General features: G+C 72.5%; 17 protein-coding genes. 9 read left to right on the plus strand and 8 right to left on the minus strand.

The annotated features are described in order from the left end of the window. The 5 genes from ACWDBE_RS36620 to ACWDBE_RS36640 form a co-directional block, all read left to right on the plus strand. On the plus strand, window positions 1–470 hold a 470-nt coding region (locus ACWDBE_RS36620; RefSeq protein ID WP_449810134.1), incomplete at its 5' end, for a DUF1453 domain-containing protein. A gap of 120 nt (window positions 471–590) precedes the next feature. After that, entirely contained in the window at window positions 591–1,724 is a 1,134-nt protein-coding gene (locus tag ACWDBE_RS36625; protein ID WP_449793429.1) for a sensor histidine kinase, read from the plus strand. After that, complete coding sequence (locus tag ACWDBE_RS36630; protein WP_449810135.1) at window positions 1,721–2,416, plus strand: response regulator; 696 nt, start codon at window positions 1,721–1,723, stop codon at window positions 2,414–2,416. Before ACWDBE_RS36625 ends, ACWDBE_RS36630 begins: the two co-directional genes overlap by 4 nt. Window positions 2,417–2,541: 125 nt before the next feature. Then, entirely contained in the window at window positions 2,542–3,168 is a 627-nt protein-coding gene (locus tag ACWDBE_RS36635) for a DUF485 domain-containing protein (RefSeq protein WP_449810136.1), read from the plus strand. Further along, on the plus strand, window positions 3,165–4,949 hold the full coding sequence (locus ACWDBE_RS36640) for a solute symporter family protein (protein WP_449793424.1): 1,785 nt from the start codon (window positions 3,165–3,167) through the stop codon (window positions 4,947–4,949). The genes ACWDBE_RS36635 and ACWDBE_RS36640 overlap by 4 nt, the downstream gene beginning before the upstream one ends. Before the next feature lie 95 nt (window positions 4,950–5,044). On the opposite strand, the gene ACWDBE_RS36645 is transcribed toward ACWDBE_RS36640, so the two are convergent. Continuing rightward, on the minus strand, window positions 5,045–5,731 hold the full coding sequence (locus tag ACWDBE_RS36645) for a response regulator (RefSeq protein ID WP_449810137.1): 687 nt from the start codon (window positions 5,729–5,731) through the stop codon (window positions 5,045–5,047). Continuing rightward, window positions 5,731–7,326: an ATP-binding protein gene (locus tag ACWDBE_RS36650; protein WP_449793422.1), complete on the minus strand. Its 1,596-nt coding sequence runs from the start codon at window positions 7,324–7,326 to the stop codon at window positions 5,731–5,733. Before ACWDBE_RS36650 ends, ACWDBE_RS36645 begins: the two co-directional genes overlap by 1 nt. A gap of 249 nt (window positions 7,327–7,575) precedes the next feature. On the opposite strand from ACWDBE_RS36650, the gene ACWDBE_RS36655 reads away from it, so the two are divergent. Genes ACWDBE_RS36655 through ACWDBE_RS36665 form a run of 3 tightly spaced genes read left to right on the plus strand, consistent with a single transcriptional unit; the run spans window position 7,576 to window position 10,382 of the window. Continuing rightward, complete coding sequence (locus ACWDBE_RS36655; RefSeq protein WP_392883708.1) at window positions 7,576–8,385, plus strand: ABC transporter ATP-binding protein; 810 nt, start codon at window positions 7,576–7,578, stop codon at window positions 8,383–8,385. Between the two features lie 28 nt (window positions 8,386–8,413). Then, the gene (locus ACWDBE_RS36660) at window positions 8,414–9,268 is read left to right on the plus strand and encodes an ABC transporter permease (protein WP_449810146.1); all 855 of its coding nucleotides are present in this window, start codon (window positions 8,414–8,416) and stop codon (window positions 9,266–9,268) included. A 37-nt stretch (window positions 9,269–9,305) separates the two neighbouring features. Next, a complete protein-coding gene (locus ACWDBE_RS36665; protein ID WP_449793421.1) occupies window positions 9,306–10,382 on the plus strand; it encodes an ABC transporter substrate-binding protein in 1,077 nt (358 codons plus the stop codon). Between the two features lie 84 nt (window positions 10,383–10,466). Here ACWDBE_RS36665 and ACWDBE_RS36670 read toward each other — a convergent pair whose 3' ends face one another. The 6 genes from ACWDBE_RS36670 to ACWDBE_RS36695 all read right to left on the minus strand — a co-directional run bounded on the left by ACWDBE_RS36670 (window position 10,467) and on the right by ACWDBE_RS36695 (window position 17,406). Beyond that, window positions 10,467–11,369, minus strand: coding sequence for a sucrase ferredoxin (locus tag ACWDBE_RS36670; RefSeq protein WP_449793420.1), 903 nt, complete (start codon window positions 11,367–11,369; stop codon window positions 10,467–10,469). Window positions 11,370–11,407: 38 nt separating this feature from the next. After that, window positions 11,408–12,127, minus strand: a complete 720-nt coding sequence (locus tag ACWDBE_RS36675; protein ID WP_449810138.1) for a hypothetical protein — start codon at window positions 12,125–12,127, stop codon at window positions 11,408–11,410. A gap of 17 nt (window positions 12,128–12,144) precedes the next feature. After that, window positions 12,145–13,161 carry a hypothetical protein gene (locus ACWDBE_RS36680; RefSeq protein ID WP_449793418.1) on the minus strand — a complete coding sequence of 339 codons (1,017 nt, stop codon included), beginning with the start codon at window positions 13,159–13,161 and terminating at the stop codon, window positions 12,145–12,147. Between the two features lie 14 nt (window positions 13,162–13,175). Beyond that, complete coding sequence (locus ACWDBE_RS36685; protein ID WP_449810139.1) at window positions 13,176–14,438, minus strand: hypothetical protein; 1,263 nt, start codon at window positions 14,436–14,438, stop codon at window positions 13,176–13,178. A gap of 29 nt (window positions 14,439–14,467) precedes the next feature. Beyond that, complete coding sequence (locus ACWDBE_RS36690; protein ID WP_449810140.1) at window positions 14,468–14,800, minus strand: hypothetical protein; 333 nt, start codon at window positions 14,798–14,800, stop codon at window positions 14,468–14,470. A gap of 155 nt (window positions 14,801–14,955) precedes the next feature. Further along, window positions 14,956–17,406, minus strand: a complete 2,451-nt coding sequence (locus ACWDBE_RS36695) for a DNA gyrase/topoisomerase IV subunit A (protein WP_449793415.1) — start codon at window positions 17,404–17,406, stop codon at window positions 14,956–14,958. Between the two features lie 306 nt (window positions 17,407–17,712). Between ACWDBE_RS36695 and ACWDBE_RS36700 the strand changes: the two genes are divergently transcribed. Then, window positions 17,713–19,047, plus strand: coding sequence for a M16 family metallopeptidase (locus ACWDBE_RS36700; RefSeq protein ID WP_449793414.1), 1,335 nt, complete (start codon window positions 17,713–17,715; stop codon window positions 19,045–19,047). The last annotated feature ends 20 nt before the right edge of the window (window positions 19,048–19,067 follow it).

Below are 19,067 nucleotides of genomic sequence, written 5' to 3' on the forward strand. Positions count from 1 at the left end.
ACCTGCTCGTGGTCGCCGCGGTGCTGGTCCTGGTCGTCCGGCGACAGATGCGCGTGCAGCGCCTGGACTCCGAGCGCCGCTTCTGGATCCTTCCGCTGATCCTGGGCGCGCTCGCGCTGCGGGACCCGCAGATCATCGACCACCAGCACACCGTGCTGTCCGGGGGCCTGCTGGCCGTCGGGCTGGTCGCCGTGCTCGCGATGGGCTCCGTCTGGGGCTGGACCGTACGGCTCTGGCGGGCCGTGGACGGCTCGGTCATGCTCAAGGGCACCAAGGCCACGGTCGCCGCGTGGATCGGGATGCTCGCCATCCGGCTCGGCCTGTACGGGATCGGCGGGGCGCTGCACGTCCACCAGTCCGGCAGCTCCCTGATGCTCGGCATGGCGGTCCTGCTGCTGGTCCGCGCGCTCGTGGTGAACTGGAGGGCCCGGGCGCTGGAGCCCACGCCCCCCACCGCCCTCCTGCACTGAACCGCACCGATCCCGACGCACCGACCCATCGCCCTGGGCACCGCCGTGAGCACCGCCCTGAGCACCGAGGAGGCAGCCGTGGCCGGCTGGTACTGGACCCGCTGGCCGTCCCGCGAGGGGATGGACCGCGAGGCCGAGAGCCGGCCGCGGCGGGCCCTGACCGTGCTGGGCCGCATCGTGCTGGTGGCCACCGTCACCTGGGGGACCCTCGCCGACGGCAGGTACGCCGGCTTGGCGGCGGTGGCCGCGACGGCCGGACTGGTCGCGGCCTTCGGGCTCTGCGCGGCCTGGCTGCGCGCCACCCGGGAGCAGCGTGCGCTGCCCGCGTACCTGTTGACCGGGGCGCTGGTCGGTGCCGCGTGGCTGGCCAACACCGGTGGGGCGAGCCTGCTCGCCGACGTGCTCTGGTACGGCCTGGCGGTGATGGCGCTGGTCCGGATGCCGCCCGCGCCCGGGCTGATCACCGCGGCGGCCTCGTTGGCCTCGTACGCGGCGGTGACCACGTCGAGCTGGCTCAGCATCGCGGCCACCGTCGGTGGGATCACCCTGCTCGGCTACCTGCTGCGGCTGGACATCGAGGCGCGCGGCACCTCCCGCCGGCTGCTCGCCCAGGAGCGGGCCGCCCGGGCCGCCGAGGCGGAGAGCGCGGCGCTCGCCGAACGGGCCAGGATCGCCCGGGAGATCCACGACGTGCTCGCCCACAGCCTGTCCGCGCAGCTCGTCCACCTGGAGGCGGCCCGGCTGATGCTGGACGCCGGGACGGATCGCGAGCAGATCCGCGAACGGGTCGTCGCCGCACGGCGGATGGCGCAGGACGGGCTGGCCGAGACCCGGCAGGCGCTGTCCGCGCTGCGCGGGGAGTTCACCCCGGTCGGGGAGTTCCTGGTCGAGCTGGCAGGGCGGGAGCGTGCCGAGCTCACCGTCACCGGCACGCCCCGGCCGCTCGCCGCCGAGGCTGCCCTCGCGGTGCGGCGCACCGCGCAGGAGGCGGTGACCAACGTCCGCAAGCACGCGGCCGGCGCCCGCTGCTCCGTCCGACTGCGCTACCTGGAGGGGGCGGTGGAGCTGGAGGTGCGCAACGCCCGGCCGCCGCGCGGCCCGTCCGAGGACCGGCCGCAGCCGGGGGAGCTGGCCGACAGCGGCAGCGGGTACGGTCTGCTGGGAATGCGCGAACGCGCGGAACTGCTCGGCGGCACGCTGCTGGCGGGCCCGGAGGACGGAGGGTGGCGCGTGCTGCTGCGGGTGCCGGCATGACGGCGGCGGGGGCGACCAGGGTGCTGGTCGCGGACGACCAGACGGTGGTGCGCGAGGGCATCGTGATGCTGCTGGGGCTGCTGCCCGGCATCGAGGTGGTCGGTGCGGCGGGGGACGGGGAGGAGGCGGTTGCCCTGGTGGAGCGTCATCACCCGGACGTGGTGCTGATGGATCTGCGGATGCCGCGCTGCGACGGCGTCGAGGCGACCCGGCGGATCCGTGTCGCGCACCCGGAGACCGAGGTGGTGGTGCTCACCACCTACGCCGACGACGACTCGCTGTTCCCGGCGCTCCAGGCGGGGGCCCGTGGCTACCTCACCAAGGACGCCGGCGCCGAGGAGATCGCGAGGGCCATCGCGGACGTCCGCTCGGGCGCGGCCGGGCTCTCCCCGCAGGTCCAACTCCGCCTGCTGGAAAGGCTTTCGGAGCAGCCAGCCGGCTCCGGGAAGACCGCCGAGCGGCCCGCGGCGCGGCTGGGGGAGCTGCCCGACGGGCTGACCGTCCGGGAGGCCGAGGTGCTGGCGCTGATCGCCGAGGGGCTGTCCAACGCCGAGATCGCCCGGAGGCTCTTCGTCAGTCCGGCGACCGTGAAGACCCACATCAACAATCTGTTCGCCAAGACGGCGGTGCGGGACCGGGCGCAGGCGGTCGCCTACGCCTTCCGACACGGAATCACCGGGACGCAGCAGTAGTCGGATGAGTGTCTGTCGGATGATCGATCACCTCATCGAGTGAACGTATCTGCGATGGTCAGGGGCGCTGTCCGGGGGCCGCCATCATGGTTCGGGTCAGAACATCCGGCCGTCCAGGAGCAGCAGTGCCACAGCAGCAGACGAGCAGTCCCGGACCGGGACAGCAATTCGACTGGTGGGCCGCTCCGGCCGCCGGCACCCCCGTTGAGTCCGCCGAGCCATCGGCCGCGCACCGCCGGACGGCGGTACCGGCGCAGTCGGGCCCCGACCGTACGGACCACGCCCGTACGGCCCAGTCGGCGGAGGCCGTCGTCGGGTCAGTGGCCGTCGGCGCACCGGTCCACGGGGCCGCCGACGAGCCGTTCGCCCAGTCCGACCCCGACGACGGGGAGTCACCGGCCGTACCGCACGCGCCACTTGACGAGGAGCCGGTCGCCGACCGCACCGAGGTCTACCGGGCGGTCCAGGCCAGCGACACGTTCCGCGAGATCCGCCGCAGCTACCGGACCTTCGTCTTCCCGATCACCAGCGCCTTCCTCGCCTGGTACCTGCTGTTCGTCGCCGCCCAGGCCGGAGCCCCCGACCTGATGCGCAGGACGGTGGCCGGTCCGCTCAACGTGGCCTGGCTGCTGGGCCTGCTGCAGTTCGCCTCGACCTTCCTGCTCACCTGGCTCTACGCCCGCAACTCCCGGACCAAGCGCGACCGCGCCGCCCTGGGCCTGCGCTGGGACACCCAGGACCAACTGCGATGACGACCGTGATGCCCACCATGCCCACCGACGCCGCCGTGGCCGCCGTACGGACCGCGGTGCGCACCGCGGTGACGACCGCCACCCCGCCGCCCGTCGCCCCCACCGGCGACCATCACTCGCTCGCGATCGCGCTCTTCGCCGTCGTCGTCCTGGTCACCCTGGGGGTCACCCTCTGGGTCGGCCGCCAGGGCAACGCCGCCGAGGACTTCTTCGCCGGCGGCCGCGACTTCACCCCCCTGCAGAACGGCTTCGCGCTCTCCGGGGACTACCTCTCCGCCGCCTCCTTCCTGGGCGTCGCCGGGCTGATCGCGCTGTACGGCTACGACGGCGTGCTCTACAGCATCGGCTTCCTGGTCGCCTGGCTGGTGGTGCTGATGCTGGTCGCCGAACTCGTCCGCAACGCCGGCCGGTACACCCTCGCCGACGTGCTCGCGCTGCGGCTGCGCCGCCGCAGGGTGCGCGCCGCGGCCGGCGGCGCCAGCGTCGTGGTCACCCTGCTCTACCTGGTGGCCCAGATGGTCGGCGCCGGCTCGCTGGTCGCCCTGCTGCTCGGCACCGGCAGCCCGCACGCCCGCACCTGGACCATCATCGCCGTCGGCGCCCTGATGATCGTCTACGTCACCATCGGCGGGATGCGGGCCACCACCTGGATCCAGATCATCAAGGCCTTCCTGCTGACCGGCGGTTCGGTCCTGCTCACCGTGCTGCTGGTGGTCCGCTTCCACGGGGACCTCGGCGAGCTGATGCGCCAGGCCGCCCAGCACAGCGGCGCCGGGCACCGCTACCTGGAGCCCGGACTCAAGTACGGCGGCAGCCTCACCAGCCGGCTGGACTTCGTCAGCCTCGGCCTCGGCCTGGTGCTCGGCACCGCCGGCCTCCCGCACATCCTGTCCCGCTTCTACACGGTGCCCACCGCGCGGGCCGCCCGCCGCTCCACGATGTGGGCGATCGGCCTGGTCGGCAGCTTCTACCTGATGGCGATCGTGCTCGGCCTCGGCGCCACCGCGCTGATCGGCTCGGCCGAGGTGCGGCACGCCAACTCGGCCGGGAACACCGCCGTTCCGCTGCTCGCCCTGATGCTCGGCGGCGGCAACGGCAGCACCGGTGGGGTGGTGCTGTTCGCGCTGATCTCGGCGATCGCCTTCGCCACCATCCTCGCGGTGGTCGCCGGGCTGACCCTGGCCTCCTCGGCCGCCTTCGCCCACGACATCTGGGCCGGCGCCTGGCGCGCCCGGCCGGGGCGCGAGCAGACGCAGGACGGCCGCGGGCGGCGCCGCCGGGGCGAGGCCGTCCCGGCCTCCCGGGCGGCGAAGGAGTCGGAGTCCGAGGTCAGCGAACAGCAGGAGGTGGTGGTCGCCCGGATCGCCGCCGCCGGGATCGGTGCGACGGCGATCGTGATCAGCCTCTTCGCCCAGCAGCTGAACGTCGCCTTCCTGGTCGGCCTGGCCTTCGCCGTCGCCGCCTCGTCCAACCTGCCGGTGCTGCTGTACAGCCTGTTCTGGTCGCGGTTCACCGCGCGCGGCGCGGTCTGGGCGGTGTACGGCGGGCTGATCCCGGCGATCGTGCTGGTGTGCTTCTCGCCGGTGGTGTCCGGCTCCGCCGAGGCGCTGTTCCCGGGCGTCGACTTCCACTGGTTCCCGCTGGAGAACCCGGGCATCGTCTCCATCCCGCTCGGCTTCCTGGCCGGCTGGATCGGCACGGTCACCTCGTCCGAGCCCGCCGACCCGGACCGGTTCGCCGAGCTGGAGGTACGGGCCCTCACCGGTGCGGGCGCGGCCTGAGCCGTCGCGCCCGGGGAACCCCGGCGGGCCTGGGGCCGCCGGGGTTCCCCCCTGTCCGGCCCCTGTCCGGCCCCGGGCCGGAACCGGGGCGCGCCTCAGGCCCGGGCCGCCGGCGCGTAGCGGTGCTCCGGACGGCCGGTGTCGCCGTACCGCAGGGTCAGCCGCAGCCGGCTGTCCCGCTCCAGCTGCTTGAGGTAGCGCTGCGCCGTGGAGCGGCTCAGCCCGGTGGCCTCGGCGACCTCCTGGGCGGAGAGCGGCCGGCCGGCTCGGCGCAGCACGCCCATCACCAGGTCGGTGGTGGGCGCCGAGTGGCCCTTGGGGAGCGTTCCGGCCGGGGCGGCGGCGCTGCGCAGGGTCGCGAACAGCCGGTCCACCTCGTCCTGGCCGGCCTCCCTGGCCGGGGCGGCGAGCGCGTGCCGCAGCTGCGCGTACGCCACCAGCTTGTCCCGCAGTCCGGCGAAGGTGAACGGCTTGACCAGGTACTGGAGCGCGCCGTGCTGCATCGCGGCGTGCACCGTCGACACGTCCCGGGCGGCCGTCACCATCATCACGTCGCAGGCCACCTGGCGGTCCCGAAGGCGGCGCACCAGGGCCAGGCCGGTCTCGTCGGGCAGGTGGTGGTCGAGCAGCAGCAGGTCCACCGGGCGGCGCTCCACGGCGGCCAGTGCCTCCCCGGCCGAGTGCGCGGTGCCGGTCACCCGGAAGCCCGGGACCCTCGCCACGTACGCGGCGTGCACGTCCGCGACCCGGAAGTCGTCGTCCACCACGAGTACGTCGATCATCACGCCTCCACGAGCCGAGTGGTGAGCAGGGCCTCGGGCAGCTCGACGGTGAAGCGGGCGCCGCCGAGCGGCCCGCCGTCGAGCACGATCCGGCCGCCGGTCCGTTCGACCAGCCGCCGCACCATCGCCAGCCCCAGCCCGCGCGGACGGTGCGCGGGCGCGTCCTTGCTGGTCCACCCCTCTTCGAAGACCTGCTCGCGCAGTTCCTCCGGCACCCCCGGGCCGCTGTCCGCGACCTGCAGCAGCAGGGTCGGGCCGGCCGCGGCCAGGCTCACCTCCACCCGGCCCCCGCCGCCCGCAGCCAGTGCGTCCACCGCGTTGTCGATCAGGTTGCCGAGCACCGTGACCAGTGCCCGGGCGTCCACCACGGCGTCCGGCAGGTGCGCCGCCGGGGCCAGCGCCAGCCGTACCCCGCGCTCGCCCGCCACCGCGGTCTTGCCCGCCAGCAGCGCGGCCACGTGCGGGTCCTGCACCTGCTCGGCGATCCGCGCGGCGACCACCGCGTGCGAGCCGGACTGCTCCGAGATGAACGCCACCGCCTGCTCGTGGCGGCCCAGCTCCAGCAGGCCCAGCAAGGTGTGCATCCGGTTGGCGTGCTCGTGGTCCTGGGCCCGCAGGGCCTCGGTGAGGCTGCGGGTGGTGTCCAACTCGCGGACCAGCGACTCCAGTTCGGTGCGGTCGCGGAGGGTCACCACCGCGCCTCCCTCGGGCGTGGCCGTCCGGTTCACCACCAGGACGCGGTCGTCCCGGACGGCCGGCAGGTCGGTGCCGGGGATCCGTCCGGCGAGCACGTCCGCCAGCCGGCCGGGCGGCAGCACCGCGCCGATCGGGCGGCCGGCGCAGTCCTCGGGCAGGCCGAGCAGCCGCAGGGCCTCGTCGTTGGCCAGCCGGATCCGGCCGCGCTCGTCCAGCGCCACCATGCCCTCGCGGATGCCGTGCAGCATCGCCTCCCGCTCCACCAGCAGCGCGGAGATGTCGGCCAGCGCGATGTTGTGGGTGCGGCGCTTGAGGCGGCGGGCCAGGAGCAGGGTGGCGATCGTCCCGGCGGCCAGACCGGCGGCCGCGCACAGCAGGATCCCGGTGAGCATCGTCAGCAGTCGGCGGCGGATCGAGTCGTCGCTGATGCCGACCGACACCTCGCCGACGATCCGGCCGTCCGCCATCCGCAGCGGCACCTTGCCGCGGGCGGTGCGGCCCAGGGTGCCCTCCTGGATGGCGGTGACGCTGCGGCCGCTGAGGGCCGGCTCCGGGTCGGTGCTGACCCGCTGGCCGATCCGGCCCGGGTCGGTGTGCGAGAGCCGGATGCCGTCCAGGTCGGTGACCACCACGAAGCTGGCGCCGGTGGCCAGCCGGATCTGCTCGGCGTTGCGCTGCGCGGCCACCACGTCGCGGGCGGCGGCGGCCCGGGCGATGCTCTCGTCGGTGGCGGTGGCCTGGGCGATCGACAGCGCCCGCTGCATCGCGTCGTGGTCCAGCTCGCTGCTGACCGGGGCCAGGAACAGTCCGGCGGTCACGGCGGTGACCCCGACGGTGACGACGGTCTGGCTCAGCAGCAGTTGGGCGAAGACCCGGCGGGGTCCGCGGGGGAGCTTCATCCGGGCCTCCTCTCGGCGGCTGCGGGGGATCGGGCGTCCTCGGAGGGCGGTCGGGGGCGCCGGTGGGTGGGTCGGGACACCCTATGTTTCCGGGGTGTTCCTGTCAGCCGCGTCCCCGCAGTTGTAGCGGAAGCAAAACGAGCAGAACACCCCTCTATGCGGAGAAGTCGCACTACGCGAAGAAGGCTCCCGCCGGGGCCGGGCCCGCTCCTACCTTTCCGGGGCAGGCACAGACCCCGGAGGATGGACATGAGCAACACCCCGGCGATCGAGCTGACCGGCGCGACCAAACGGTTCCGCACCCCGTCCGGGGCGCTGCACACCGCCGTCCGCGATCTCGATCTGACCGTCGCCCAAGGCGAGTTCGTCGCCGTCGTCGGCCCCACCGGCTGCGGCAAGTCCACCACGCTGACCCTCGTCAGCGGCTTGGAGGAGCCCACCGAGGGCGAGGTCCGGGTGTACGGCGAGCCCGTGCGCGGGATCGACCCCAAGGTCGGCTTCGTCTTCCAACAGGACGCCGTCTTCCCGTGGCGCACCGTCCTGTCCAACGTGACGGCCGGCCCGCGCTTCCGCGGCGTGCCCGCCGCCGAGGCCAGGGAGCGGGCCCGGGACTGGCTCGGCCGGGTCGGCCTGGCCGCGTTCGAGGACCGCTACCCGCACCAGCTGTCCGGCGGCATGCGCAAGCGCGTCGCGCTCGCCCAGACCTTCGTCAACGACCCGGCGATCCTGCTGATGGACGAGCCCTTCTCGGCGCTGGACGTGCAGACCAGGGCGCTGATGTCGGACCAGCTGCTGGAGCTGTGGGCCGGTACGGGCTCGTCCGTCGTCTTCGTCACCCACGACCTGGACGAGGCCATCGCGCTCGCCGACCGGGTCGTCGTCATGACGGCCGGCCCCGCCACCGTCAAGGAGGTCTTCACCGTCGACCTGCCCCGCCCGCGCACCGTGGAGGCCGTCCGGCTGGAGCCGAGGTTCGTCGAGCTGTACCGCGAGATCTGGGCCTCGCTCGGCGAAGAGGTGCGCATCACCAGGGAGAGAGGAGCGGGTCGTGCCGCTTGAGACCGCGTCCGCATCCGAGTCCGCGCCCGTGCCGGCCGGCGCCGGGAAACCCACGGCCGTCACGACGAGAACCGAGGCCCGCGAACGGGCCGCCCGCCAACGGAAGTCGCTTGTCCACGGCGCCCGGGCCGCGGTGCTGCTCGCCTTCCTGGGGCTGTGGGAGGTCTGCGCCCGTACGGACGTCATCGACCCGTTCAACTTCTCCCAGCCGTCGAGGATCTGGGACCAGATATGGCAGTGGATCACCCACGGCACCGCCCAGGGCTCACTCGGCGAGCAGATCGGCTACACCCTCTACGAGGCCCTCACCGGCTGGGTGATCGGTGTCGTCGGCGGTGTGCTGCTGGGCATCGCGCTCGGCCGGATCCGCTTCCTGGCCGACGTGTTCGGGCCCTACATCAAGGTGCTCAACGCCATTCCGCGGATCGTGCTCGCGCCGATCTTCCTGATCTGGTTCGGCCTGGGCCCGGCCTCCAAGGTCGCCTCCGCGGTGGTGCTGGTGTTCTTCCCGGTGTTCTTCAACGCCTTCCAGGGCGCCCGCGAGGTGGACCGCAACCTCGTCGCCAACGCCCGCATACTCGGCGCCGACAACCGCAAGGTCACCCTCCAGGTGGTCATCCCCGCCGCCACCACCTGGATCTTCACCAGCCTGCACGTCAGCTTCGGCTTCGCGCTGATCGGCGCCATCGTCGGCGAGTACATCGGCGCCACCAAGGGCCTCGGCCTGCTCGTCGCGGCCGCCCAGGGCACCTTCAACGCCGCGGGCGTGTACGCGGCCATGACCATCCTCGCCGTCGTCGCCCTGCTCACCGAGGGGCTGCTGACCTTCGCCGAGAAGAAGCTGTTCCGCTGGAAGCCCGCCGACGCGGGCGACGGCCGCTGAACTCCCCCTGTCAGAACCGAGAAAGAGGCCCCCACCCATGCGCCCCAACCCGACCGGCAGATCAGCCGCGGCCGCCCTCGCCGCCGTCCTGCTCCTCCCGCTCTCCGCCTGCGCCAACGACGCCGCCACCGCCGGCCACGGAGCCGTCGCCGCCCCCGCCGGGCAGCAGGTCGACGGGCCCAAGGTCAAGATCATGGTCGGTGGCCTGGACAAGGTCATCTACCTGCCCGCGATGCTCACCCAGCGGCTCGGCTTCTTCGCCGAGGCCGGCGTCAACGTCGAGCTGATGACCGAGCCCGCCGGCGTCAACGCCACCACCGCGCTGCTCGCCGGGGACGTCCAGGGCGCCGTCGGCTTCTACGACCACACCATCGACCTCCAGGCCAAGGGCAAGAAGGTCGAGTCCGTGGTGCAGTTCGCCCAGGCGCCCGGCGAGGTCGAGGTGGTCTCCGCCAAGCAGGCCGACGCGATCAGGTCCGGCGCCGACTTCAAGGGCAGGAAGCTCGGCGTCACCAGCATCGGCTCCTCGACCGACTTCCTCACCAAGTACCTCGCGGTCAAGAACGGCACCGCCGTCAGCGAGTTCAGCCCGATCGCGGTCGGCGCCGGCCAGACCTTCATCGCCGCGCTCCAACAGGGCAGCATCGACGCCGGGATGACCACCGACCCGACCGTCGCCGCCGTCCTGGACAAGGGCCTCGGCAAGGTCCTCTACGACATGCGCACCCCCGAGGGCTCGCGCGAGGCGCTCGGCGGCCTCTACCCGTCCTCGTCGCTGTACATGAACACCGACTGGGTGGAGAAGAACAGGGACACCACCCAGAAGCTCGCCGACGCCTTCGTGAAGACCCTGAAGTGGATGGCCACCCACAGCCCCGAGGAGATCGCCGCGAAGATGCCCGCCGACTACGCGCAGGGCGGCGCCGAACAGTACGCGGCGGCGATCAAGGCGACCCTGCCGATGTTCACCACGGACGGCGTGATGCCGGCCGACGGGCCGAAGACCGTGCTCGCCGTGCTCGCCGCGTTCCACCCGGACGTCAAGGGCAAGGAGGAGTCGATCGACCTGGCGAAGACGTACACCACGGAGTTCGTCGGCAAGGCCACCGGCTGACCCCCGGCGCCTGCGGCCCCGCCCGCGGTGCCCCCCGCCGCTGCGGTCCCGCGCCCACCCCCACAGGCGCGGGGCCGTAGCGCTTCAGACCCCTCGTACGGACAGCACGTCCATCCGCGAGGGCGTCCCCGCCGCCTTGCCGCAGCTCTCCGGACGCGCCGGCTCGCTGGCCGCCTCGATCACGTCCACCTCCCAGGACCGGCCGTCCCGGTGCAGCACCCCGACCACCCAGCGACCCTCGCCGTCCGGCCGCTGGGCCAGCGTCAGCGCGTCCACCCGGGTCTCGCCGATCAGCTCCCGCACCGCGTGCTCGGCCGCCTGGCCCGGACGCTCCCAGCCCGAGCAGCCGCGCGACCACTCCGGCACCGTGTGCCCGGCCGCCGTCGCCGCCAGCACCTCCTTGGCGGTCTCCGGCGTCAGCCGCCCGTACGCGTAGCCGTACGGCAGCACCAGCATGGTGGGGGAGAAGCGGTGCCCGCCCAGGTGGGTGACCTCCCACACCTCGCTGTGCCCGGCCGCGGCCAGCTCCGCCGCGAGCGGACGGCCCAGCAGCGCGCAGCAGCGGTCCCGCCGCCCGTTGGTGCACACCAGGGCCACCGGGCCACCGACGTGCTCCGCCCCGAAACCGGTGTGGTCACCGGCGCCCAGCGCGGCGAAGTCCAGCTCCAGCAGCTCCGCCGGATCCGCCACCCCCGCCCGGCGCACCCAGCCGCGGCCGGGCACGGTGTGCGCCACCAGCACCTCGTGGCGCGCGGTCGGCAGGCAGTCGGCGTGCCGCCCGGGCCGTCGGATCAGGGCCACCCGCACGCCCGTCCCGGCCGCGGCCGCCTCCAGCGCCCGCCCGACCGCGGCGTCCAGATGGCTCTCGCCCAGCGCCTTCGCGCCCCACGGTCCGTTCTGCTCCACCAGCAGCCAGGTGGTGGCCACCGCCGCCGTCGCGGCCAGCGGCTCCGAAAGTTCACGCGACACGGTCGCACAGGTGCTCACTTGGGCAAGGCTACCCTCACCTGATCGCCTTCAGTCGATCACCCGAACGCGGCCTTCACTCGTTGCGCGACCGCCTCGTCCACTGTGTCGTACGGCGGCTCGGAGACGGTCGGGAGGTCGGCGAACTCCAGGTGGATGCTGCGGACGACGTCCGCGAACAGCTCGGAGTACAGCCCCCAGTCCTCGGAGCACGGGGTGCTCAGCTCCAGCGAGAGCAGCTGGGACTCGTTCGGCAGCGGCAGGTGCACCTGGATCACCGAGGTGGTCAGCACCCCGTCGACGAGCGGGACCGCCAGGCCGTCCAGCGGGGTCGACCCGTCGTCGAGCGCGGTCGCCACGGCGTCGATCACCGCCGCCGCCCGGCCGGCCGGCAGCTCGATCGCCGTCACCTCCGCCTCCGGACGGGCCCGGGCCAGCCGGGCGAGCAGGAAGTCCACCGCGCCCGCGTAGTCGGTGCCGACCAGCGGGCACACCGAGGCCACGATCGATGCCGTGCTCGGACGGCCGTCCACGTCCACCAGGCACATCCCGGCGTGGATCACCCCGGCCTCGGCCATCGGCGGGATCAGCCCGGCCAGTGCCACGGCCCAGCGCACCCGCACCTCCTCGGACCGGGAGGCCAGCACCTCGCAGACCAACTCCCAGAGCTCCTCGGCCACCTGGTCGTCGGTGCCGAGCACCGGGACCTCGTGGAAGGCGGGGGGGACGACGAAGCGGATCTGGAGGCGGGTGTCCCCGGTGGTTATCGGAATGTCCATCGGGCCTTCCACGGAGGTCATGAGGGCTTGCGGATCCGGTTGCGGACATCCAGCCAGGCCGGCGGGACGGGGACCGGGACGCCGTACGCGCGAGCCTCGATCAGCAGGTCTAGGTAGGCGTTGGCATGGTCGTGCATCCCGGAGCGATGCCAACTCCGGTACGACTTCAGAGCCGGCAGGGCCGCGCACACAGCGACGGCCACCAGCCCGATGGCGGCTGATCGGAACTGTTGGGCGCGCTCGATGTGAGAGGGATCCTGGCCGATGGAGAAGACGGTCACGGCCGTGATCAGAGCCAGAATGGAGACCGACCTCCACACGAGGTGCCAGTGACGGCAGCGCCGCAAGGTGGTGAGCAGTCCCCGGACGGCCTGTTCGTTGAGGAAGTCAAGGCCGTACGGAGCGCCGATCTCACGTGCCCGGCCGGCCAGTGCCCAGTGGCGCGTGAGTGCGGCGGTCGGCAGCACCGGGAACTTCGGGTCGATGACGGCGTCTGTCGGCCACCACGAGCCGGGCTGTGCGGGAGCGGTGGGCGGAGGCGCAGCGGAGGGGTACGGGGCAGGGGCGGCCGGTGCTTGCGGAGTGGCCGCGGCGCCCTGTTCCCACGAAGCCCGATCGGCGTCGGCCCCCCACTCGCTGGGAATCTGGAACGTCAGCCCGGCACGTCGGGCCTGATTCAGCAGACCGATGTACGCGGTGAAGTGTACGGAGGCGCTGTTCTTCGCCGAGCTGTGGTTCATGCCACGCAGCCAGACTGCGATCCCGGCCGGACCCCCGAGGATCGCTGCTGCCCAGTTGCCCGTGACCAAGGAGACCACGATTCCACCGAGGACGAGGAGGAAGGCGGCCTCGTCGTGCCAGTCCTGCTGCCCCCGCTTCCGCATGTGCTTGATCACCACGTTGCGGGCCACGTCGTCGTTCAACAGGGTGACCCCGTAGAGCGTTTCGGCCCGCCATGCCGCCTCGGCCACCTCGGGCACGGCAGCGAGCTGTCCGCCCGAAACCGGCAGCGTCACATGGAGGTCCTTGACCATGAGCTGCTCCTCTCTCAGCCGACGGCGTTCAGAAACGGTGCGGCCGCCGGTCGGTACGCGGGCTTCGGAAGCGGCCCCGGGGCCTCGACGCAGGACTCCCGGGCCTTCTCCTTCTCCGCGTCGTGGTAGAAACCGTAGGCAAGTCCGTTCGCCTTGTTCGTGATCGTGACCGCGCGGGGATCCACTTCGATGCCCGCCTTCTTGAGCCCGCCGACGATGGCCTTGGTCGATATCGGGTTCACGGTCTTCTCGAAGAGGCCCGCGCCGGCGGCCGAGGTGCGATCGGCGACGCCGGCTCCCTCGGCGGCTACCGACGTCCTGATGTTCCTGATCGGGGCTCGGATCACCTTGTTGACGACGCCCACACCCTGAACCTTCGTGATCGACTTCCCGGCGGTGGCGAAGCCCTTGACGGCGCCGACGCCGGGGATCACCCCGAGCCCGTCCAGCCCGATCTTCAGCCAGGAGACTTCCTGGCCACGGGACTTGGCGATGCTGTGCCCGGCCATCGCGGCCGCGCTGGTCAGCATGGCCGCGGCGCCCAGGATCGGGCCGGCCCCGGGGATCACCAGCGCCGCGATGGCCAACCCCGCCGAGATCTTGGACAGGTCGTCGGCGTGCTCGGCCAGGAAGTCCAGCGACTTCTGCCACGCGTGCTCCACCTTGTCCAGCATCCGCTTGAGGAAGCTCGGGTCCGGCGGGTGGTGCCGGGACGCCTCCATGATGGCCTTGGCGGCCACCTCGGCCTTGTTCTTGTGGTCCGACAGCTGCTTGTGGCCGCTCGCGATCAGCTCGTCGAGCTGGTGCACGAGCTGCTGCTGGGCCTGGAGCTCGGCCTCGAAGTCGGCCTTGGCCTTCGCCCGGGCCGCCGTGTCGGCGGACTGCGCGGAGGCGTCGAGGGCCTTTCCCGCAGCGTCGCACTGGATGTTCACCTCGCCCAGCCGGGAGCGCAGCTCGACGGCCTGGGCCTCCATGGTCCGGCCGGTGGAGAGCAGCCCGGTGAGCTGGGTGTGCCAGGACTTGAGGGCTCGGGAGCAGGCGGCCATCGATTCGTGGCCCTGGGTGAGGTACTTGGGCAGTTCGCCCAGCTTGCCGGCGAAGTTGCGGGCGGCTTCGCCCTGCCAGGCGCTGCCCTCGGAGCCGAGGTCGGCGAGCGCGTGGCGCAGTTCCTCCAGTTCGCGGGCGACGGTGTCGACGTCCGCGTACATCTTGGCGATGGCCGGGAGGTCCCCCGGGGCCGGGCAGAAGCCGAGGCCCGGCCAGTTCGTGTCACTCATGGTGGAAGTCAGTCCCCCTGCGTGTGGGCTCAGGTCGCGCCGAGGCCCTTGGCGGTGCCCTGCTCGTTGTCCCCGTAGTTCTTGAGCGAGGCGTCCAGGCCCTCGCGCAGGCCGTGGGCGAGCTTGGCCATCCGGCTGATGCCGCCTTGCCAGTGGTCCTCGAAGCCCTTGCAGGCAGAGTCGAGCCGTTCGGTGCCCAACTGTTTGCCCTTGCCGAGGTTTTCCAGGCTCTTGGCGACAGCCCCCATGCGGATGCCGCATTCGTCGAGTTGTTTGGCCACCGTTCTCATCCGGCCCATGTCGATCTTGAATTCCTCGGCCAACTTCCCGCCCCCGGAGATGGTGATGTGCTGTTGGAGCACCTGTTCGGCGAACCTAACCCATGGGTGGGCAAAGTTCCGGCCATGCCCGGGAATTGGTGATCGCCGTTCCGCATTCCCGGTCGGACGGGCACGAAAAAGCGGAGGGGTACCGGATGGTCTCCGGTACCCCTCCGCCCGAGCGAGGGCGAGAGCCGCTACGCCGGGCCGGCGACCACCGCGATCGGGGTGGTGACCGGAGTGCCGGAGCCGTCGCGGCGCGGGTCACGCTCGGGCAGCTCGACCGGGGCGCCCTTGGCGGTGGCGGCACGGGCCGGGGCGGCACCGGCCCAGGCGAAGGCCAGGCCGTCCTCACCGCGCAGGAAGCGCTGGCAGCGCACACCACCGGTGGCACGGCCCTTGCGCGGGTACTGCTCGAACGGGGTGACCTTCCAGGTCGTCTGCTCGCCGTCGGACAGCGTGCCCGTGGCCGTGGCCACCGAGACCACCACCGCGTCCGCCGCCGGATCCACCGCCGTGAAGGACAGCACCCGGGCGCCGTCCGACAGCTTGATGCCCGCCATGCCGCCCGCCGGGCGGCCCTGCGGACGCACCTGGCCCGCCGGGTAGCGCAGCAGCTGGGCGTCCGAGGCGATGAAGACCAGGTCCTCCTCGCCGGTGCGCAGTTCGACCGCGCCCACCAGCTCGTCACCCTCCCTGAGGGCGATCACCTCGAACTCGTCCTTGTTCGCCGGCCACTCCGGCACCACCCGCTTCACCACGCCCTGCAGCGTGCCCAGCGCCAGCCCCGGCGAGGACTCGTCCAGCGTGGTCAGCGCCAGCACCCGCTCCCCGGCCTCCAGCCGCAGGAACTCGCCCACCGCGGCCCCGCCCGCCAGCGTCGGCGACGGCGTCGGAGGCAGTGCCGGCAGGTCGATCACCGGCAGCCGCAGCACCCGGCCCGCGGACGTCACCACACCGACGTCCGCCCGCGCCGTCGCGTGCACCGCCGACACGATCACGTCGTGCTTCGCCCGCTTCTCCGACACCTCGAACGGCTCGCCGTCCGTCGTCCGCGCCAGCAGCCCCGTCGACGACAGCAGCACCCGGCACGGGTCGTCCGCGACTTCCAGCGGCACCGCCAGCGCCGCCGACGGCACCGCCCCCGCCTCCAGCAGCACCGTGCGCCGCTCCGTGCCGAACTGCTTCGCCACCGCGCCCAGTTCGGAGGACACCACACTGCGCAGCTTGGTGTCCGACTCCAGGATCTCGGTCAGCTCCGCGATCTCCGCGGTCAGCTTCGCCTTCTCCTGCTCCAGCTCCACCCGGTCGAAGCGGGTCAGCCGCCGCAGCGGGGTGTCCAGGATGTACGCCGTCTGCGTCTCCGACAGCGAGAAGCGCTCCATCAGGCGCTCCTTCGCCTGCTGCGCGTTGTCGCTCGACCTGATGATCGCGATGACCTCGTCGATGTCGAGCAGCGCCACCAGCAGGCCCTCGACCAGGTGCAGCCGCTCCTCGCGCTTGCGGCGGCGGAAGTCGCTGCGCCGGCGCACCACGGTGAAGCGGTGGTCGACGTAGACCTCCAGCAGCTCCTTCAGCCCCAGTGTGAGCGGCTGCCCGTCCACCAGCGCCACGTTGTTGATGCCGAAGGTCTCCTCCATCGGCGTCAGCTTGTACAGCTGCTCCAGCAGCGCCTCCGGCACGAAGCCGTTCTTCACCTCGATGACCAGCCGCAGCCCGTGCTCGCGGTCGGTCAGGTCCTTGACGTCCGCGATGCCCTGGAGCTTCTTCGCGTTGACCAGGTCCTTGATCTTCGAGATGACCTTCTCCGGGCCGACGTTGTACGGCAGCTCGGTGACCACGATGCCCTTGCGGCGGGCCGTCACCGCCTCCACCGACGCCGTCGCCCGGATCTTGAAGGTGCCGCGGCCCGACTCGTACGCGTCCCGGATGCCCGACAGGCCCACGACCCGCCCACCGGTCGGCAGGTCCGGTCCGGGCACGAACCGCATCAGCGTGTCCAGGTCCGCGTTCGGGTGCTTGATCAGGTGCCGGGCCGCAGCCACCACCTCGGACAGGTTGTGCGGCGGCATGTTCGTCGCCATGCCCACCGCGATGCCCGTGGCGCCGTTCACCAGCAGGTTCGGGAACGCGGCCGGCAGCGCCAGCGGCTCCTGCTCGCTGCCGTCGTAGTTCGGACCGAAGTCGACGGTGTCCTCGTGGATCGACTCCACCATCGCCATCGACGCGGCCGTCAGCCGCGACTCGGTGTAGCGCATCGCGGCCGGCGGGTCGTCGTTGCCCAGCGAACCGAAGTTGCCGTGCCCGTCGATCAGCGGCAGCCGCATCGAGAACGGCTGCGCCATGCGCACCACCGAGTCGTAGATGGACGCGTCACCGTGGGGGTGCAGCCGGCCCATCACCTCGCCCACCACGCGGGCGCACTTCACGTGCGCGCGGTCCGGGCGCAGGCCCATCTCGTTGGCCTGGTACAGGATGCGGCGGTGCACCGGCTTCAGGCCGTCCCGCGCGTCGGGCAGTGCACGCGAGTAGATCACCGAGTAGGCGTACTCCAGGAAGGAGCCCTGCATCTCGTCCACGACGTCGACGTCGAGGATCCGCTCCTCGAAGTCTCCGGGCGGCGGGGTCTGCGAACTGCGGCGGGCCATCGCGGCGGGGCTCCCTTACGTGTCGCTGGCTGTGTCTCGGTCCGTCTCGGCCGGCCGCCGCGCGCCGTGGGGCGAACGTCGGCCGTCTCCTCGCCACCCCCGCCGCCGGACCCGTCAACCGGGCACCGTCGACAGGGCGCGGCGCCCCCATTGTGGACCCTCGGGCCGACACTCCCGGTCAGCGGCCCTCTTCCGCCCCTGGCGAACGCCCCCCGCGCGCGGACACGAACACGGCTCCCGCGCGTTGCACCACAATGGGGGACGCCACACGAACCCCGACATCGACGACGGGAAGGACCCGAGCGCATGGCCAACCCGGCCCCCGCCTCCAGCCGAGGCATCGCCATCACCGAGCACCGCCTGGCCAACGGCCTGCGCGTCGTCCTCTCCGAGGACCACCTCACCCCGGTCGCCGCCGTCTGCCTCTGGTACGACGTGGGCTCCCGCCACGAGGTCAAGGGCCGCACCGGCCTCGCCCACCTCTTCGAGCACCTGATGTTCCAGGGCTCGGCCAACGTCTCCAACAACGGGCACTTCGAGCTCGTCCAGGGCGCCGGCGGCTCGCTCAACGGCACCACCAGCTTCGAGCGCACCAACTACTTCGAGACCATGCCCGCCCACCAGCTGGAGCTCGCCCTCTGGCTGGAGGCCGACCGGATGGGCTCGCTGCTCGCCGCGCTCGACGAGACGTCCATGGAGAACCAGCGCGACGTCGTCAAGAACGAGCGCCGCCAGCGCTACGACAACGTCCCGTACGGCACCGCCTTCGAGAAGCTCACCGCGCTCTCCTTCCCCGACGGCCACCCGTACCACCACACCCCGATCGGCTCCATGGCCGACCTCGACGCGGCCACCCTGGAGGACGCCCGCACGTTCTTCCGGACGTACTACGCGCCCAACAACGCCGTCCTGTCCGTCGTCGGCGACATCGACCCCGAGCAGACCGTCGCCTGGGTCGAGAAGTACTTCGGCTCCATCCCCGCGCACGACGGCAAGCAGCCGCCGCGCTCCGGCGAACTCCCCGAGACCATCGGCCGCGAGATCCGCGAGGAGATCCGCGAGGACGTCCCCTCGCGCGCCCTGATGGCCGCCTACCGGCTCCCGCACGACGGCACCCGCGAGGCCGACGCCGCCGACCTCGCCCTCACCATCCTCGGCAGCGGCGAGTCCAGCCGCCTCTACAACCGGCTGGTCCGCCGCGACCGCACCGCCGTCGCCGCCGGCTTCGGCCTGCTGCGCCTGGCCGGCGCCCCCAGCCTCGGTTGGCTCGACGTCAAGACCTCCGGCGACGCCACCGTCGAGCAGATCGGCACCGCCGTCGACGAGGAGCTCGCCCGCTTCGCCGCCGAGGGCCCCACCGCCGAGGAACTCGAACGCGCCCAGGCCCAGATCGAGCGCGAGTGGCTCGACCGGCTCACCACCGTCGCCGGCCGTGCCGACGAACTGTGCCGCTTCGCCGTCCTGTTCGGCGACCCCAAGCTGCTCAACGACGCCCTCCCCAAGGTCCTCGACGTCACCGCCGAGGAGGTCCAGGCCATCGCCAAGGCCCGGCTCCACCCCGACAACCGGGCCGTCCTCGTCTACGAGCCCACCGCCGCCGAGACCGACGCCGCTTCCGAAGAGGAGGGTGCCGCCGTATGAGCACCGACTACGTCCCCGCC

This window comes from Kitasatospora sp. NPDC001132, assembly GCF_053598415.1.

What these genes read in the sequence shown, in the direction of transcription:
- ACWDBE_RS36630 (WP_449810135.1), top strand. Translation starts at nt 1,721, where the DNA reads ATGACGGCGGCGGGGGCGACCAGGGTGCTGGTCGCGGACGACCAGACG.
- ACWDBE_RS36695 (WP_449793415.1), bottom strand. Translation starts at nt 17,406, where the DNA reads ATGGCCCGCCGCAGTTCGCAGACCCCGCCGCCCGGAGACTTCGAGGAG.
- ACWDBE_RS36625 (WP_449793429.1), top strand. Translation starts at nt 591, where the DNA reads ATGGACCGCGAGGCCGAGAGCCGGCCGCGGCGGGCCCTGACCGTGCTG.
- ACWDBE_RS36685 (WP_449810139.1), bottom strand. Translation starts at nt 14,438, where the DNA reads ATGAGTGACACGAACTGGCCGGGCCTCGGCTTCTGCCCGGCCCCGGGG.
- ACWDBE_RS36645 (WP_449810137.1), bottom strand. Translation starts at nt 5,731, where the DNA reads ATGATCGACGTACTCGTGGTGGACGACGACTTCCGGGTCGCGGACGTG.
- ACWDBE_RS36640 (WP_449793424.1), top strand. Translation starts at nt 3,165, where the DNA reads ATGACGACCGTGATGCCCACCATGCCCACCGACGCCGCCGTGGCCGCC.
- ACWDBE_RS36655 (WP_392883708.1), top strand. Translation starts at nt 7,576, where the DNA reads ATGAGCAACACCCCGGCGATCGAGCTGACCGGCGCGACCAAACGGTTC.
- ACWDBE_RS36650 (WP_449793422.1), bottom strand. Translation starts at nt 7,326, where the DNA reads ATGAAGCTCCCCCGCGGACCCCGCCGGGTCTTCGCCCAACTGCTGCTG.
- ACWDBE_RS36665 (WP_449793421.1), top strand. Translation starts at nt 9,306, where the DNA reads ATGCGCCCCAACCCGACCGGCAGATCAGCCGCGGCCGCCCTCGCCGCC.
- ACWDBE_RS36675 (WP_449810138.1), bottom strand. Translation starts at nt 12,127, where the DNA reads ATGGACATTCCGATAACCACCGGGGACACCCGCCTCCAGATCCGCTTC.
- ACWDBE_RS36680 (WP_449793418.1), bottom strand. Translation starts at nt 13,161, where the DNA reads ATGGTCAAGGACCTCCATGTGACGCTGCCGGTTTCGGGCGGACAGCTC.
- ACWDBE_RS36700 (WP_449793414.1), top strand. Translation starts at nt 17,713, where the DNA reads ATGGCCAACCCGGCCCCCGCCTCCAGCCGAGGCATCGCCATCACCGAG.